At 65.6% G+C, this 15747-nt stretch carries 11 protein-coding genes and 1 pseudogene; 5 read left to right on the top strand and 7 right to left on the bottom strand.

The genetic code is table 11. The features are described 5' to 3' along the window. Positions 1-73: 73 nt before the first annotated feature. Both ACVMIH_RS05530 and ACVMIH_RS05525 read left to right on the top strand, forming a co-directional pair. Positions 74-799 (top strand): peroxiredoxin, encoded by a 726-nt coding sequence (locus ACVMIH_RS05530; protein ID WP_199805340.1) that lies wholly within the window; start codon positions 74-76, stop codon positions 797-799. 100 nt (positions 800-899) lie between these two features. Then, entirely contained in the window at positions 900-2255 is a 1356-nt protein-coding gene (locus ACVMIH_RS05525) for a M23 family metallopeptidase (RefSeq protein ID WP_057020011.1), read from the top strand. A gap of 70 nt (positions 2256-2325) precedes the next feature. On the opposite strand, the gene ACVMIH_RS05520 is transcribed toward ACVMIH_RS05525, so the two are convergent. Together ACVMIH_RS05520 and ACVMIH_RS05515 are read right to left on the bottom strand one after the other, a co-directional pair. Beyond that, a complete protein-coding gene (locus ACVMIH_RS05520; protein ID WP_076832286.1) occupies positions 2326-2529 on the bottom strand; it encodes a hypothetical protein in 204 nt (67 codons plus the stop codon). Then, complete coding sequence (locus tag ACVMIH_RS05515) at positions 2526-3401, bottom strand: DUF6502 family protein (RefSeq protein ID WP_057020009.1); 876 nt, start codon at positions 3399-3401, stop codon at positions 2526-2528. The genes ACVMIH_RS05520 and ACVMIH_RS05515 overlap by 4 nt, the downstream gene beginning before the upstream one ends. A 312-nt stretch (positions 3402-3713) precedes the next feature. Here ACVMIH_RS05515 and ACVMIH_RS05510 point away from each other — a divergent pair. Continuing rightward, positions 3714-4937: pseudogene (locus ACVMIH_RS05510) on the top strand (glycosyltransferase family 4 protein); the annotation flags it as partial. A 174-nt stretch (positions 4938-5111) separates the two neighbouring features. After that, positions 5112-6266, top strand: coding sequence for an O-antigen ligase family protein (locus ACVMIH_RS05505; protein WP_456860958.1), 1155 nt, complete (start codon positions 5112-5114; stop codon positions 6264-6266). A gap of 221 nt (positions 6267-6487) precedes the next feature. Here the strand turns inward: ACVMIH_RS05505 and ACVMIH_RS05500 are convergent, their stop codons facing one another. Beyond that, a complete protein-coding gene (locus ACVMIH_RS05500) occupies positions 6488-7723 on the bottom strand; it encodes an ABC transporter substrate-binding protein (RefSeq protein ID WP_456860956.1) in 1236 nt (411 codons plus the stop codon). A 160-nt stretch (positions 7724-7883) separates the two neighbouring features. On the opposite strand from ACVMIH_RS05500, the gene ACVMIH_RS05495 reads away from it, so the two are divergent. Then, on the top strand, positions 7884-10037 hold the full coding sequence (locus tag ACVMIH_RS05495; protein WP_456784796.1) for a carbamoyltransferase C-terminal domain-containing protein: 2154 nt from the start codon (positions 7884-7886) through the stop codon (positions 10035-10037). Here the strand turns inward: ACVMIH_RS05495 and ACVMIH_RS05490 are convergent. The 4 genes from ACVMIH_RS05490 to ACVMIH_RS05475 form a co-directional block, all read right to left on the bottom strand. After that, positions 9997-10932: a DMT family transporter gene (locus tag ACVMIH_RS05490; RefSeq protein ID WP_076832278.1), complete on the bottom strand. Its 936-nt coding sequence runs from the start codon at positions 10930-10932 to the stop codon at positions 9997-9999. The genes ACVMIH_RS05495 and ACVMIH_RS05490 overlap by 41 nt on opposite strands. Positions 10933-11015: 83 nt before the next feature. Beyond that, positions 11016-11885 carry an NAD(P)-dependent oxidoreductase gene (locus tag ACVMIH_RS05485; RefSeq protein ID WP_057020005.1) on the bottom strand — a complete coding sequence of 290 codons (870 nt, stop codon included), beginning with the start codon at positions 11883-11885 and terminating at the stop codon, positions 11016-11018. A 3-nt stretch (positions 11886-11888) separates the two neighbouring features. Next, a protein-coding gene (gene prfB, locus ACVMIH_RS05480; RefSeq protein ID WP_143029616.1) for a peptide chain release factor 2 occupies positions 11889-13020 on the bottom strand; the annotation gives its coding sequence in 2 pieces (ribosomal slippage) (positions 11889-12950 and positions 12952-13020; 1131 coding nt in all). A gap of 106 nt (positions 13021-13126) precedes the next feature. Then, positions 13127-15628, bottom strand: coding sequence for a penicillin-binding protein 1A (locus ACVMIH_RS05475; protein ID WP_456860954.1), 2502 nt, complete (start codon positions 15626-15628; stop codon positions 13127-13129). Positions 15629-15747: the final 119 nt, after the last annotated feature.

Raw genomic sequence — 15747 nt, 5'->3', positions numbered from 1 at the left:
CGAATCCGGCCGCCGCCAATAAGACCGCAATACCCCAATGGTTGAGCTTCGGAAAGCGACGAAAGGAAGGCGTATGTCCAAGAAAACGCGCAAGAAATCCTCCAACACAACCGGGAAGCGGGTCGCAACAAAGGTTGCGCGCGCCGCAAGCGCAAGCACTGGGAAGTCCGCGACGAAAACCCGCACAGCGGTTGCGAAGAAGGCAGCGGCCAAGAAAACAACTAAGAAAACGACCAAGGCGACCGCAGCGGGTGTTCGAAGCAAAGCCTCGCACAAGGCGGCATCGAAACCGTTAAAGCGAGAGCCGGCCGCGACCGTGACCAGTTCGTCCGCCGTCACACTTGCCGAGGGCGCCGCGGCGCCTGGCTTCAACCTGCCGCGCGACGGCGGGGACAGCGTTTCGCTGAAGGATTTTGCCGGCAAGAAGCTGGTGCTGTTCTTCTACCCCCGCGCCGACACCCCCGGCTGCACCCGGGAGGCGATCGATTTCACCCGGCTCAAAAGCGAGTTCGTAGCGGCAGGGACCGAAGTGGTCGGCATTTCCGCCGACACAGTTAAGGCGCAGGAGTCATTTCGAAACAAACACCAGCTGTCGGTGCCGTTGGTCTCGGACCCAGCCCACCAGATGCTGGAGGCCTATGGCGCCTGGGGCGAAAAATCCATGTATGGCAGGACCTTCATGGGAATTATTCGCACGACGGTTCTGGTCGATTCCGGTGGAAAAATTGCCCGGATCTGGCGTCATGTGAAGGTCGACGGCCACGCCGAAGCGGTATTGGCGGCTGCCCGGGCGCTCTGATCGGACGGGTTCCGTTTCCTGAAAATTAACCATGACGGGCTCAAATCGGCCCCGCAAATTAGCCGTACGGAGCTTGGTCCGACCGGCCGCGGGAGTACCGATGTCGAGCCGGTCCGGACACCACAAACACCATCATCCGCAGGACCATGGCCGGACGCCGGTACGCCGTCCGGCAGCCCATCACCCCGCACCTGCCGCCGCGGCGGTGGCGGCCTCCGGCGAGGGCTATACACTGGTCCATGCCGGCAAGCAGGTCCGGTTCGGGCCGGTGGTGTTCTGGATCATCGTCGGCACCGTGGTGCTGCTCGGCATGTGGTCGGCGGCGACCGCGACCTATTTCGCGTTCCGCGACGACGTGCTGACCCGGCTGATCGCGCGCCAGGCCGAGATGCAATACGCCTATGAGGACCGCATCTCGGAGCTGCGCGCCAAGGTCGACCGCACCACCAGCCGCCAGCTGCTCGACCAGGAGCAGTTCGACCAGAAGCTCGACCAGATCATGAAGCGGCAGTCGACGCTGGAATCGCGCGCCACCGCGCTCGGCGCGATGCCTGACGTCACCAGCACCGGATCGATCAAGCCGCAGGGCCGCGCCGAGGCGGCGCCGTCCTCGGGCACCCTGAAACCCTCCCCGATCAGCGACACCGTGATCTTCGTGGCGCCGCCGGATCGCGAGGCACGGCTGGAATCGCGCGCGCCACTGATCGCCAAGACGCAGCCGAACCAGTTCGCCAAGGCCCAGGGCGTCGACAACGTGCTGGTCCGCCTGCAGACCTCGCTTGACCAGGTCGAGCGGCGCCAGGTTGCCGCGCTCGCCTCGGTCGAGGACAGCATCGATTCCAGGGTGCGCCGGATGCGCGGCGTGATCTCCGATCTCGGCCTCAACATGGCGCAGCTCGAGGCGGCGACGCCGCGCTCCGGCATGGGCGGGCCCTTTGTCCCTGTGAAACTCTCTGCCGACGCCGGCGCGTTCGAACGCCAGCTCTATCGCATCAACATCAACCGGGCACAGATGCAGCGACTGAACCAGACGCTGGCGCTGGTGCCTTACCGCAAGCCGGTGGTCGGTGAAGTCGAATTCACCAGCGGCTTCGGCGTGCGCTCCGACCCCTTCCTCGGCCGGCCGGCAATGCATACCGGCCTCGACTTCCGCGCCGCGCAAGGCGATCCGGTGCGTGTCACCGCCAACGGCAAGGTGGTGTCGGCGGGCTGGGCCGGCGGCTATGGCCGCATGGTCGAGGTCGATCACGGCAACGGGCTCTCGACCCGCTACGGCCATCTCTCCGAGATCGGCGTCAAGGTCGGTGAATACGTCAAGATCGGCCAGGTGATCGGCGCCGTCGGCTCGACCGGCCGCTCCACCGGTCCGCATCTGCACTATGAAACCCGCATCGACGGCGAAGCGGTCGATCCGCAGAAATTCCTCCGCGCCGGCGTCCGGCTCAGCGCCGGCTAGCTCAATCTCACGATGATCGATCTGAAGATCGGCGCAAGCGGTCTCGCTTGCGCCGATCTTGTTTGTGGTTTCAGCGGCGGCCGCCGCCCATGCCGCCGGGCGGTCCGCCACCGCCGAATCCGCCGCCGGGCCCGAACGGACCACCACCGCCGCCGCCAGGGCCGTTGCCCTGGTCGTTGCCGCGCTTCTTGACCTGCGCGCCCGCGAGCGACGTTCCGGCAAGCCAGAACGCTGCCAACAGCGCGCGGCGCGAAATGACCGGCGGGCGCTTCACGCTGCACCGCCTTCGTCGGCATCGTCATCGACCGGACCATCCGGCCCCTCGCGGTAGATGTAGATGCCGAAATTCAAGCGATAGTCGCCGCCCTTGTCTTTTGCGAGCGCGCGGTTGGCCTCGCGGTTGGCGACCTTGAGCGCCTCCATCGCCAGCTCGCGCGAGCGGCCCTCGAGCCGTTTCGCCAGCTTCGCCGACAGGCCGTCGTAATGCACCGCGCGTTCGAGGAAGCGCGGCGCGGCCGACGACACGTTCATCTCGGCGGCCGCCACGTGATCATGCAGGTTGCGGCCGAGATAGTGCCATTTGCGGTCGTCGTCGCCATGCGGCACGAAGGCCTCCTCGACCAGCATGATCTCGTCGTCGTCATTGATGGTGACGAGCTTGCGGTCGAGCCATTCGTCCAGCACGGCGCGCGGCCGCACATCCTTGGTGATCGATTCGACCAGCGTCTCGAACGACGGCGCGCCTCCGTCCGCGGTGCGCGGCAGCGGCAGCGGATCGCCCTTGGCATCGGTGAACTCGGGCCCGGCCAGCCAGCGCGCGATGATCGCGCTGGTGCGCGACAGCGTCGCCGGCACCGCATTGACCGGCGCGCCGGCGCCGCGCAGCCGCGCCACCTCCTTGCGGTGGATGCCGGTCAGCAGGCTGACGCGGCTGTCGGTCTGCTCCTTGCCCTCGAGCGCGAAGTCGTGCTCGGCGACGTTGACATAGAGCTCGCGCAGCAGCTGGGTCAGCGCCGGAAACGTCATGCCGCCGCGGATGCAAAGCCGCACCAGCGGGCGCAACATCCGCGCCAGCGGCGCATGCAGCTTCGCTGCGGCGATCGGAGCGAACGATCCCACCTTCGACTTCGGGGCCTTGGCATTCATGCCTAACTTTTAGCCGTCCGCGCCGTGGGACACAATCCCACCTCACTTGACGTGTGATATTTTCCCACTTGTGGGAAACAAAATCATCTCCGGACAAGGTTCGCGCGCTCGCCAGCGGGTGTCACGGAGTCCGGCACTGCCGCCATCGCCACGGACCGCTCCATGACGTCTGCCCGATTCGACCTTGCGATCGCGGAAGCCTGCCGGATCGCCCAGGTTCCGTTTGAGGAGTTCGTGTCGACGGTGATGGCGGGCGGCTATCCCCGCCTGCCGGGCGTTGCGCCCGGAACGCCGCGCCGCTTCGACGAAACCGACCTGCTCGCGCTCTATCGTTACCTCGATGAAACAGACATGAACTCGCCGATCATGCGGGGCGGCCTGCGCCGCACCGTCGACTGGTTCAAGCACAAGCTCAACGCGGCGACCTCGCTCGAATTCATCATCGCCTTCCTGCGCTCGATTCATCTGCTGCCGACCAGCGTTAAGCTGATCGAGAACCGGACCGAGGGCCTCGAATACATTCCGACCGACTTGCGCCATCTCGAATTGTTCGGCGATTTCCTGCTCGAGCCCGGCTTCTACAGCTATCAGGACACCTCGGCCCTGACCCGGTTGCCGCCGCCGCGGGTCGATGCGCGCGACTACGACGTCATTCTCGTCGACACTCCGACCCGGGTTGCGATCCAGCGCCGCCCGGGCGCAAAGGTGATTTGCGTCGTGCACGACCTGTTGCCGATCACCGATCTCAAGCTGGACGACATCGCGACACGCCTGTTCCTGTCGCGTCTTTACACCAGCGTGAATCAGGCTGACGAGCTCGCCTTCGTCTCGAACTACAGCATGAACCGCTTCCGCGCCCTGCTCCCGCAATATGCGCACATTCCGGTGTGAGTGGTCTATCCGCGGACCCGTTTCGACGTCGCGGAAGCGCCGCTTGCGGCGGCGCCAACCGCCGTCCCGGCACGGCCGAGCTTCGTCGTCATCGTTTCAAACGAGCCCCGCAAGAACCTCGCCGCCGTCATCCGCGCCTTCCGCAAGTTGCCGGAGGCCGATCTCGTCGTGATCGGCTATGCCGGTGGCGCCAACCAGGCGCGCAACCTGCCGAAGAACGTCCGTTTCTCCGGCTATGTCGACGAGCACGAGAAGGCGGCATTGATCGCGGACGCGCACGGCCTGATCATGCCGAGCCTCGCCGAAGGCTTTGGCGTCCCGATCATCGAGGCATTCGCGGCCAACACTCCTGTGCTGTGCTCCGATATTGCCGTGTTCCGCGAGGTCGCGGGCGAGCTTGCCGACTATTTCGATCCGTTCTCGACCGACTCGATCTGCGCCTCGGTGCGACGCGTGCTGGCGCAGCAGGAGCAATGGCGCGACCGGATCCGCGCGCGGCGGGCCGAGCTGGCCGAGCGCTTCGGCCACCACACCCAGGCGCGCGACCTGCTGTCGCATCGTGCTGCCCCGGACGTCGCGGCCGCTGCTGCGGCGCTCACCGCCGCGATGGCGACCTTCAACGGTGCAACCGCGCACGGCGTGTAACCGGTCATGAGCACCGATTCCGACGCCATTGGTCTCGCAATCGAACCGCCAGCACGATGGCGCGATCGCGTCCGCACCTGGTCCGCCTCAGTCGCCTATGTCCGCGCCACCGATACCCTGATCGCCCTGGCCACGGCGTCGCTACCCTAGTCGACCACGGCACTCGCCGTCTTCATGCTGCTCTGGCTTGTCGCCGTGATCCCGACCATCGACTGGGAGCAGTTCGTGCTCGACCTCGCGCGGCCTTCCTTGGCGTTGCCGATCGCGCTGGTCGCACTCGCCGTGATCGGTGTGGCGTGGTCGGAGACGAGTTGGGCCGAGCGGCTGCAGGGCATCAAGCCGCTCGGCAAGCTGCTGCTGCTGCCGTTCCTGCTCGGCTACTTCCAGCGCTCGCAGCGCGGGCTCTGGGTGGTCCTGGCCTTCCTGGTGTCCTGCACGGTGCTGATGATCCTGTCCTGGATCGTGCTGGCGCTGCCGCAGCTCAAGCTCGCGCACACCGCATCCGACGGCGTGCCGGTCAAGAACTACCTCGACCAGAGTCAGGAGTTCGCGCTCTGTGCGTTCGCGCTGGCACTGCCGGCATTGACGACGCTGCGGGCCCGGCAATGGCGCTTCGCTGCCGGCGCCATCGCGCTGATGCTGCTGTTCGTCGCCAACATGCTTTATGTCGTCTCGGCGCGGACCGCGCTGGTCTACATGCCGGTGCTGTTGATCCTGTTCGCGTCGCTGCATCTGTCGCGGCGCGCCACGCGGCTGCTGTTCGCCGGCGTCGCGGTCACCAGCCTCGTGGTCTGGACCACGTCTCCCTACCTCCGCCAGCGCATCGCCGACGTCGGCATCGAGTATCGGGCCCACGATACGTCAGGCATCGCTTCCACGGCGCAGCGCCTGACCTATTGGCGGAAGTCGGTGAAGTTCATCGGCGAGGCGCCGTGGCTCGGGCACGGCACCGGCGCGATTAGGCGCATGTTCACGCAGGATGCCGTCGGACAAGCCGGCCTTGAGGCCGAGGTGATCAACAACCCGCACAACCAGACCCTCAATGTCCGGGTCCAGTGGGGGCTGATCGGCATCCTGCTGCTCTACGCGATGTGGATCAGCCACGTCAGGCTGTTCGCCGGCCGCGATCTCGTGAGCTGGATCGGACTCGCTGTGGTCGTGCAGAACATCACAAGCTCGCTGCTCAATTCGCATCTGTCCGATTTTCACGAGGGCTGGATGTACGTGATCGGCGTCGGCGTCGCCGGCGGCATGGCGCTCCGCGCCCGCCGGCTGGAAAGGATTTTGGCGGACAGTGCCGCGGCAGGCGGGTTGAAGCGGCTTGTATAATCCGGAGCTGCATCTGCTCGCACCGTGTGTGACTCACCGGTGGCGCAACAAATTCAGCGTCGTCCCGGCGTAGGCCGGGACCCATTACCACCGAAGACGATTGTTGCGCGACGCTAGGGCCACAGCTTCCTCACCAACCCAATCCTGTGGTTATGGGTCCCGGCCTACGCCGGGACGACCGTGGTGTTTGCCGAGCGAGCATCGGCTTCATCACTCCCCGCCTACCGCGACGCTTCGTGCCCGACCTCGCCGGTGATGACGTCACCGAACAACTCCCACGCATCGCCGTTGAAGCGCATCAGCTGCATCTGCTCGATCGGGAAGTAGTCGTCGGGAGAGGTGTTGACCAGGACGCCCGGCAGCATCAGGTCGGAGTGGAAGTTCTTCAGGTTGGCGGCCTGCTTCATCACGTTCTCGCGCGTGAGATTGTCGCCGCATTGCTTCAGCACCTGCATCATCGCCTCGGCCTGGACATAGCCATAGAGGTTGTTGGCATTGGCCTTGTCGCCGTCGGGATAATACTTGTCCATGAAGGCGCGCCAGCTTTGCACCGCCGGATCCTTGTCCCAGGTCGGATCGGTCGGGTCCTTCAGGTAGGCGGTCGAGATGATGCCCTTGGAGAACTCGAGGCCGGCCGGTTTCAGCACCGAGGCGACCGAGGTCGCGGTGTTGGCGAGGAAGAATTTCGGCTTCCAGCCGAGCTCGCCCACTTTCCGGATCGCCTGCGCCGAGCCCTTCGGCGCCGCCCAGGAGAAGAAGATGTCGGCGCCGGAATCGTGCAGCGCGACGATCTGCGAATCGATCGAGGGATCGGAGACCTCGTAGGACTTGTCGGCGATGATCATGCCGACCTTGTCGCCGAGCCCGTCCTTCAGGCCCTTGAACTGATCCTTGCCGGCATCGTCATTCTGCCAGAACACCGCGATCTTGCTGTCGGGGAATTTGTCGCGAATGTACTTTGCGTAGATGCGGCCCTCGCTCTGGTAGTTGGGCTGGAAGCCCATCGTCCAGGGAAAGTTCTTGGGATCACCGAACTTGGTGCCGCCGGAGGCGACGAACAATTGCGGCACCTTCTTGGCATTCATGTATTTCATGATTGCCGAATTGGACGGCGTGCCGAGCGGCTGGAAGATCAGCAGCACCTCGTCGCTCTCGACCAGCTTGCGCGCCTGCTCGATCGCCTTCGGAGGCGAATAGGCGTCGTCGTAGCTGATAAAGTTGATCTTGCGGCCGTTGATGCCACCCTGCTCGTTGGTCATCTTGAAGAACGCGGCCTCGGTCTTGCCGATCACCCCATAGGACGACGCCGGGCCGCTGTATGGCATGATGTTGCCGATCTTGATTTCGCCATCACTCGCGCCGGGATCGTATTTCTTCTGCGCGGTGGCCGAGGTCGCGATCAGTGCCGCACTTGCGAACGCCGCGATTGCGCCAATATATCCGAAACGAGCCGGCATCGTTTTCTCCCGATTTTTGTCGTTGGTTTTGGCGGCAAGTCTCGCAAGAGACGCATGTGCTGGCAAGCGCTGGGTTTTTCCGTTGGGCGAAACGGCATTGTTGCCTGGCGCTATTTATGATTGAAGGTCGATCTGGGGATCACGAGTCGAGGCGTTCTGATTGCGTAAACCGGACATCCGTACCGGTCCGCGGCATCCGCATCTTGCGGCCGCGGGCTATGAGATCACGCGCCGCCTCAGCGAGTCTGCGCTGGCGAAGCGTGGCCTGCACAAGGCCAATGGCGCGTTCGCGCAGCGCACGATCGCCTCGATCCGCGAAAAGCTGCAGCGCGGCGAGACCGTCTATATCGCAGGCCTCGCCTGCCCCGGCACGCACAATACCGGCGTCGCGCTGGTCGAGATCACCCAGAAGGACGGACCGCGCCTGATCGTCAACAACGAGGAAGAGCGCTTCTCCGGTAACAAGCACACCAACGAGTTCCCGCAACACGCGCTCGACGACATGCGCAAGGTGTTGCAGCGGATGGGCCGCGACATCGGCGATATCGCCGCCTTCGTCACGACATGGGACTATCCGGCGCTGCTGGCGATGCTGATCCGCACCTCGCTCGAGGAAGCGCCGGCCAGCCTCAAACTGCTGCGCGCCCCGATCGCACCGGCGATCAATCTGCGCCAGCTGGATCAGGTGCGGCGGCTGTCGCACCGGCTCGGCAGGATGTACGGGCTCGACAAGCAATTGCCGCTGATCTGCATGCCGCATCACGACAATCACGCCTGGTACTCGTTCACGGCCTCGCCATTCGCCGATGCGCGCGAGCGTGTCGCGATCGCGGTGCTCGACGGTACTGGCGACGTCGGCTCGATCTCGCTCTATGTCGCCGAGAACGGCGAGATGAAGCAGCTCTATTGCAACGAGAGCCTGTTCGACTCGCTCGGTGCTTTCTACACCGTGATCTCATCCAGCCAGGGCGGCTGGACTTGGCTGTCCAGCGAGGGACGCTACATGGGCGCCGCCGCCTGGGGCGACATGAACCGCGCCACCAATCCGTATTATCAGCGCTTGAAGGCGGTGCTGCAGCTCGGGCCCAACGGCAGCGTGCAGCTCAATCGCGCGATGGCCAATTGGTACGCCGATCCCGCCGACAATCCCTATCGTCAGCCGCTGATCGACATTCTCGGCCCGCCGCTGCGCCCGGACCAGCTCTGGAATCCAGACGCCGTGCTGCGCGTCGAGGACATCAATCACCGCCCCGACACCAAGGACCGCGTTGATAAGGCAGCCGCGACGCAACTGGTGTTCGAGGACGCGATGATCCATGTCATCGACCATCTCCTGCGCACCACCGGCACCGACCGCCTGGTGCTGACCGGGGGCGTCGCGCTGAACGCGCTCGGCAACATGCGGCTGCTCGAGCATTTCGACGAGGCGTGGTTCGAGCGGGCGCAGCAGCGCAAGACGCGACTGCATATGTGGGTGCCGCCGGTGCCCGGCGATCCCGGGGTGCCGATCGGCGCCGCCTGGCTGTTCGCGCATATGGCGGGCGCGCCGCGCGGCGCGCCGCTGTCGCACGCATTCTATTGCGGCCTGCCGCCCTCGAACGCCGACATCACCGCGGCGCTGCATGCCGACGACATCGCCTCGACCGAGATCGGCAATGTGGCGACGTCAGAAGGGCGCGATGCGGTTGCCGACCTGATGGCGTCCATGGTCGCGCAAGGCGGTGTGATTGCGATCTATCAGGGCGCCGCCGAAACCGGCCCGCGCGCGCTCGGCCATCGCTCGATCCTCGCCAATCCCTGCGATCCCGAGGTGCGCGAGCGGCTGAACGAGCGCGTCAAGTATCGCGAGGCGATCCGGCCGCTGGCGCCGATGGCGACGCTGCGAGCTGCGCGCGATTATTTCGAGCTGGAAGACGGCGCCTCCGACGCTGACTACAACGCCTATAACTACATGGTGCTCACGGCGCATTCGAAGCCCGAGGCGCGCGCGAAGATTCCGGCGGTGGTGCATGCCGACGGCACCGGCCGCATCCAGATCGTGCGCGAGGCCGACGATCCCCTCACCTATGCCTATCTGAAGGCGCTCGGCCGTCATATCGGCGTCGAGATGTCGGTCAACACCTCGTTCAACGTCGCAGGTCCGATCGCGCAGACGCCGGCGCAGGCGATGGACACGCTGCGCCGCTCCAAGGGGCTCGATGCCGTGGTGTTGGTCGCCGACGACGGCACCGCCTACGCCGCCTGGCACGGCGGCGAGCACGACAGCGGCCGCTTCAGCGGATGGTATGCGGCGTGGAAGCAGGCGCGCGGCTGAACCAAACCAGCACGCGGCCGTCGATCAAGAGCAGCGCGCTCGCGATCACCAGCGCGCCGATCACCTCGCGCAGTGCGATCGGCTCGCCGAGCACGAGATAGCCGAGCAGCATCGCGGTGACCGGAATCAGCAGCGTCACCAGCATCACATTGGTCGCGCCGGAGCGCTGCAGGATCTGAAAGAACACGATATAGGCCAGCGCCGTCGACAGCGCCGCGAGCCCGAGCACGGCGAGCCATGTCGCGGGATGCGGCATCGGCAACAGCCACGGCCGATCGACGACGGCGGCGATGGGCGCCATCAGCACCGCCGAGGCCATCATCTGGAACGTCGCGGTGCCCAAGGGCGGCACGCGCTGCGGCAGCCGCCGTCCGACCAGCGCCGCGATGCCGTAGCTGAAGGCGCCTGCGAGGCACAGCAGGATGCCGATGCCCTGCCGGCTCTCGAAGCCGAGCGCATCGCCATGCAGGATCGCAACCCCGATCAGCCCGACCAGAACGCCCGCCACGCGGCGCGCTTGCAACCGTTCCTCGCCGGCCGCCGCCATCACGACCACCGCGAACAGCGGCGTCGTCGCGTTGAGGATCGAGGCCAGCCCGCTCGGAATATAGGTCTGCCCGAACACGATCAGCGCGAACGGCAGCACATTGTTGAACAGCCCCATCGCAACGAACGGCGCCCAGCCGGACAGGCTGCGCGGGAATTCGATTCCGGCGGCCCGCAGCAGCGGCAGCAGGATGATCGTGCCGAGCACGACGCGCAACAGCACCAGGGTCAGCGGCGGCAATTCGCGCAGGATCACGCCGTTGAAGAAGAACGAGCCGCCCCAGAGTACCGACAGCAGGACAAGCAGCCCCCAGTCGCGGCGATCGATCCAGTTGTCGGCGGAAGGCATGTCGGGCACTCACCTGCAGTCGGACAGGTGACTAGGGCAGCGCCGCGAATATTCCCACCCGATTTCCGACAATGGCGGCCCGCCTATTTCGGCCGCGACACGATCTCGATCATCTGGCCCTCGTCGGCGTCGGGCGCATGGGCCTTCGCCTTGTCGTAGGCGGCGAGCGCGGCGCGGCTCACGGGCACGCCGGGCAGCAAGGTCTCGGCGAGCCGCACGGCGTAGTCGGCATCCTTGTGGCGCAGCGCCGCGGTGAACGATGCGCCGGAGAAGTTGCGGTCGATCATCCGCTTGGAGTGGCGGATCACCTGCGGGCTCGCCACCGCGCCGGTCGCCAGCGCCTCGGCCACCAATTGCATGTCGAGGCCCGCCTGCTCGGCGATCGCCACGCCCTCGGCGAGGCTTGCGATCTGCACCGCGCCGATCAGGTTGTTGATCAACTTGAACACAGTGCCGGTGCCAACCGCGCCGAAATGGCGGATCGTGCTGCCAATCGGCGCTAGGAACGGCCGCGCCCGATCGAGATCGGCGGGATCAGCGCCCACCAGCAGCGTCAGCTTGCCGGCCGCCGCCGCCTCCGGCAGGCCGGTGACCGGGCAATCGATGTAGACCAAGCCACGGCTCTGCAGTTCGCGCGCCATCTCGACCGTGTGCTGGTACGAGACCGTGGAGCATTCGATCGCGAGCGTGCCGGCCTTCATGTTGGCGGCGGCGCCGTCCCTGGTCAGCCAGACCGCGCGCGAGGCTTCGTCGTCGGCGACCATGGTCACGACAGCATCGGCGTCGATTGCGGCATCCTCCGGCGAGGTCGCCCACAGCGCGCCGCGAGCGATCAGGTCCGCGGCCTTGGCCTTGCTGCGGTTCCACACGGCGACCGTGAAGCCGGCATCGAGGTAACGGCCGGCCATGCCGTGGCCCATGCGTCCCAATCCGATGAAAGCGACGCGCGGCATGGGCTAATCCACATCCTCAACGGAGCCGGGCCCGGTGCCGAAGGCACGCTGCGCCAAGGTCGCCGCCATGAATTCATCGAGGTCGCCATCGAGCACCCCCGACGTGTCGGAGGTCTGCACACCGGTGCGCAGGTCCTTCACCATCTGATAGGGCTGCAACACATAGGAGCGGATCTGGTGACCCCAGCCGATGTCGGTCTTGGCGGCCTGATCGGCGGCAGCCTGCTCCTCGCGCTTCTTCAGCTCGATCTCGTAGAGCCGCGCGCGCAGCATGTCCCAGGCCTGCGCCCGGTTCTTGTGCTGCGAGCGGCCGGCCTGGCAGACCACCGCGATGCCGGTCGGGATGTGCGTCAGGCGCACCGCCGACTCGGTCTTGTTGACGTGCTGGCCGCCGGCGCCGCCCGACCGCATGGTGTCGGTGCGAACATCGGACTCCTTGATCTCGATCTTGATGGAGTCGTCGATCACCGGGAAGATCTGCACCGACGAGAACGAGGTGTGCCGCCGCGCGTTGGAATCGAACGGCGAGATGCGCACCAGGCGATGCACGCCGGCCTCGGTCTTCAACCAGCCATAGGCGTTGTGGCCGGAGATCTGGATGGTGGCGGACTTGATGCCGGCTTCTTCACCCTGGGACTCTTCGAGGAACTCGATCTTGAAACCGTGCTTCTCCGCCCAGCGCGTGTACATGCGCAGCAGCATCTGCGCCCAGTCCTGGCTCTCGGTGCCGCCGGCGCCGGCATGGACTTCGAGATAGGAATCGAACTTGTCGGCCTCGCCCGACAGCAGCGCCTCCAGCTCGCGCCGGGCGACCTCCTTCTTGAGGTCCTTGAGCGCCTTCTCGGCCTCGGTGACCACGCCCTCATCGTTCTCGGCCTCGCCGAGCTCGATCATGCCGATATTGTCCTCGAGCTCGCGCTCGACCTTGCCGATGCCTGAGAGCGCGTCCTCCAGTGAGGTACGCTCCTGCATCAGCCGCTGGGCCTTCTGGGGATCGTTCCAGAGATTGGGGTCTTCTGCGAGCTTGTTCAGCTCAGCGAGGCGTGCCGTCGATTGTTCGACGTCAAAGATGCCTCCTCAGCAGCCCGACTGACTGCTTGATCTCTTCAACAAGGCGTTCGATTTCCGCGCGCATGGTCTTTCAGGTGTTGGCTAAAAAGGTTCCGGGGGATGTAGCGACCGGCGCGGCAAAGCGCAATCGACTTGGCCGCACTATCCCGGCGATTTGGCCGGACAGGCCGTTAGTAAAGCCCCCCGGTTCCCGGACGCATGAAGAAGCCGCCATCCGGCTGCGCCCCATTCTGCGACGGCTGCGGGCCAGTCGCAGGGCCGCGCCCATCGGCATCGGCGACGCCGATGACCGAATAGTTCTCCGGCGGCGCGGTGCCCGGCTTGAAGGCTTCGAGGATGGTGTTGCCGCCGTCGCCGGGACCGGCGCGCATGCCGGACTTGGCGTCGACGCGGATCAGCTTGATGCCGGCCGGAACCTTGAACGGCGTCGGCGGCTTGTCGGCCAGCGCAAGCTTGAGGAAGTCGCGGGCGATCGGCGCTGCGACGTGGCCGCCGGTGGCGGCGCGGCCGAGATTGCGCGGCTTGTCGTAGCCCATGTAAACGCCGACTGCGAGATCCGGCGAGAAGCCGACGAACCAGACGTCCTTCTCGTCGTTGGTGGTGCCGGTCTTGCCGGCGATCGGCTTGCCGACCTCCTTCACGACGGTTGCGGTGCCGCGCTGGACCACGCCTTCCATCATCTCGGTGATCTGGTAGGCGGTCATCGGATCGAGCACCTGTTCGCGACGGTCGACCAGCTGCGGCTCCGGCTGGCTCTTCCATCCCCCCGGCGCGTCGCAGCCGCGGCATTCGCGGGTGTCGTGCTTGAAGATGGTATGGCCGTAGCGATCCTGGATGCGATCGATCAGCGTCGGCTTCACCCGGCGGCCGCCATTGGCGAACATCGAATAGGCCGTGACCATACGCATCACCGTCGTCTCGCCGGCACCGAGCGCATACGACAGATAGTTCGGCAATTCGTCATAGACGCCGAAGCGCTTGGCGTATTCGCCGATCAGCGGCATGCCGATGTCCTGCGCGAGCCGCACCGTCACGGTGTTGAGCGAGCGCTGCAACGCGTTGCGCAGCGTGGTCGGGCCGTAATATTTGCCGGTCGAATAGTTTTCCGGACGCCACACGCCGGCGCCCTGCCCCTGATCGATCTCGATCGGCGCGTCGATCACGGTAGTCGACGGCGTATAGCCATTGTCCAGCGCCGACGAGTACACGATCGGCTTGAACGACGAACCCGGCTGCCGGTAGGCTTGCGTCGCGCGGTTGAACTGGCTCTGGTCGAACGAGAAGCCGCCGACCATCGCGAGCACGCGGCCGGTCCACGGATCCATCGCCACCATGGCGCCGGACACTTCAGGCAATTGCCGCAGGCGATACTGGCCTTCGACCGCGTTGCCTTCCTTGGTCACCAGCGGATCGGCGTAGATCACGTCACCCGGCTGCAGCACCTGCGAAACCGCGCTCGGCGCCTTGCCCTTGGTCTTGGCCCAGCGCACGCCGTCCATCGTGATGATGCCGGTCTGCCGCTCCTTGCTGACCGCGCCGCCGAGCTCGCGGCCCGGCTGGAAGCCGATCCGCGCCGACTGATCGCTGGTCTCGAGCACGACAGCCATCCGCCACGGCGAGATGTCGGAGAGCGACTTCACGTCGGCAAGCTTGACGCCCCAGTCACCGGAAATGTCGAGCTTGTGCAGCGCCCCGCGCCAGCCCTGCGCCTCGTCGTAATTGACAAGCCCCGCGACCATGGTCTTGCGCGCCATCACCTGGATCTTGGGATCGAGCGTGGTGCGCACCGACAGGCCACCCTCGTAGAGCTTCTTTTCGCCGTAGCGCTCGAAGATGTCGCGGCGGACCTCCTCGGCGAAATATTCGCCGGCGAAGATGTGCGCGCCGTTCGAGCGGCTGGTGACGTTGAGCGGGTCCTTGCGCGCCTTGTCGGCGTCCGCCTGCTTGATCCAGCCGTTCTCCAGCAGACGATCGATCACATAATTGCGGCGCTCGATCGCGCGGTCACGGTTGCGCACCGGATGCAGCGCGGCCGGGGCCTTCGGCAGCGCGGCGAGATAGGACGCCTCCGCGATCGTCAGCTCGTTGACCGACTTGTCGAAATAGACCAGCGAGGCTGCCGCGATGCCGTAGGCACCGAGGCCGAGATAGATTTCGTTCAGATAGAGCTCGAGGATGCGGTCCTTGGAATAGGCGCGCTCGATGCGCATCGCCAGCAAGGCCTCCTTGATCTTGCGGCTGAACGAGACCTCGTTGGTGAGCAGGAAGTTCTTCGCGACCTGCTGGGTGATGGTCGAGGCGCCCTGCGGGCGACGGTTCGAGCCGTAGTTCTGCGCATAAAGGATCGCGGCGCGCGCCATGCCCTGATAGTCGATGCCGCCGTGCTCGTAGAAGTTCTTGTCTTCGGCGGCGAGGAAGGCGTTGATCACGAGCTTCGGCACCGCCTGGATCGGCAGATAGAGCCGGCGCTCCTTGGAGTATTCGCCAAGCAGCGCGCCGTCGGCGGCATGCACGCGGGTCATCACCGGCGGCTCATAGTCCTGCAGCTGCGAGTAGTCGGGCAGATCCTTGGAGAAATGCCAGATGGCGCCAGCGACGGCGGCGACACCGACCAGGAACACGACGGTTCCGGCGGCGAACAAGAAACCCATAAACCGCACGAGCAGGCGCATTATCGACGTTCCGTTCCTACCCTCCGGCGCTCAGTCGTCAGAAGCGCCTGTCCAAAAGTGCGAAAGCCTCACACAACGAAGCTTTGGCCCAGCGAGCCACCTTGCGCACGCGAGTATAC

The sequence above is a fragment of the Bradyrhizobium sp. USDA 4503 genome, assembly GCF_054055815.1.
Note: the sequence above shows the minus strand (reverse complement) of the source record. Positions and strands in the feature narration are given on the sequence as shown.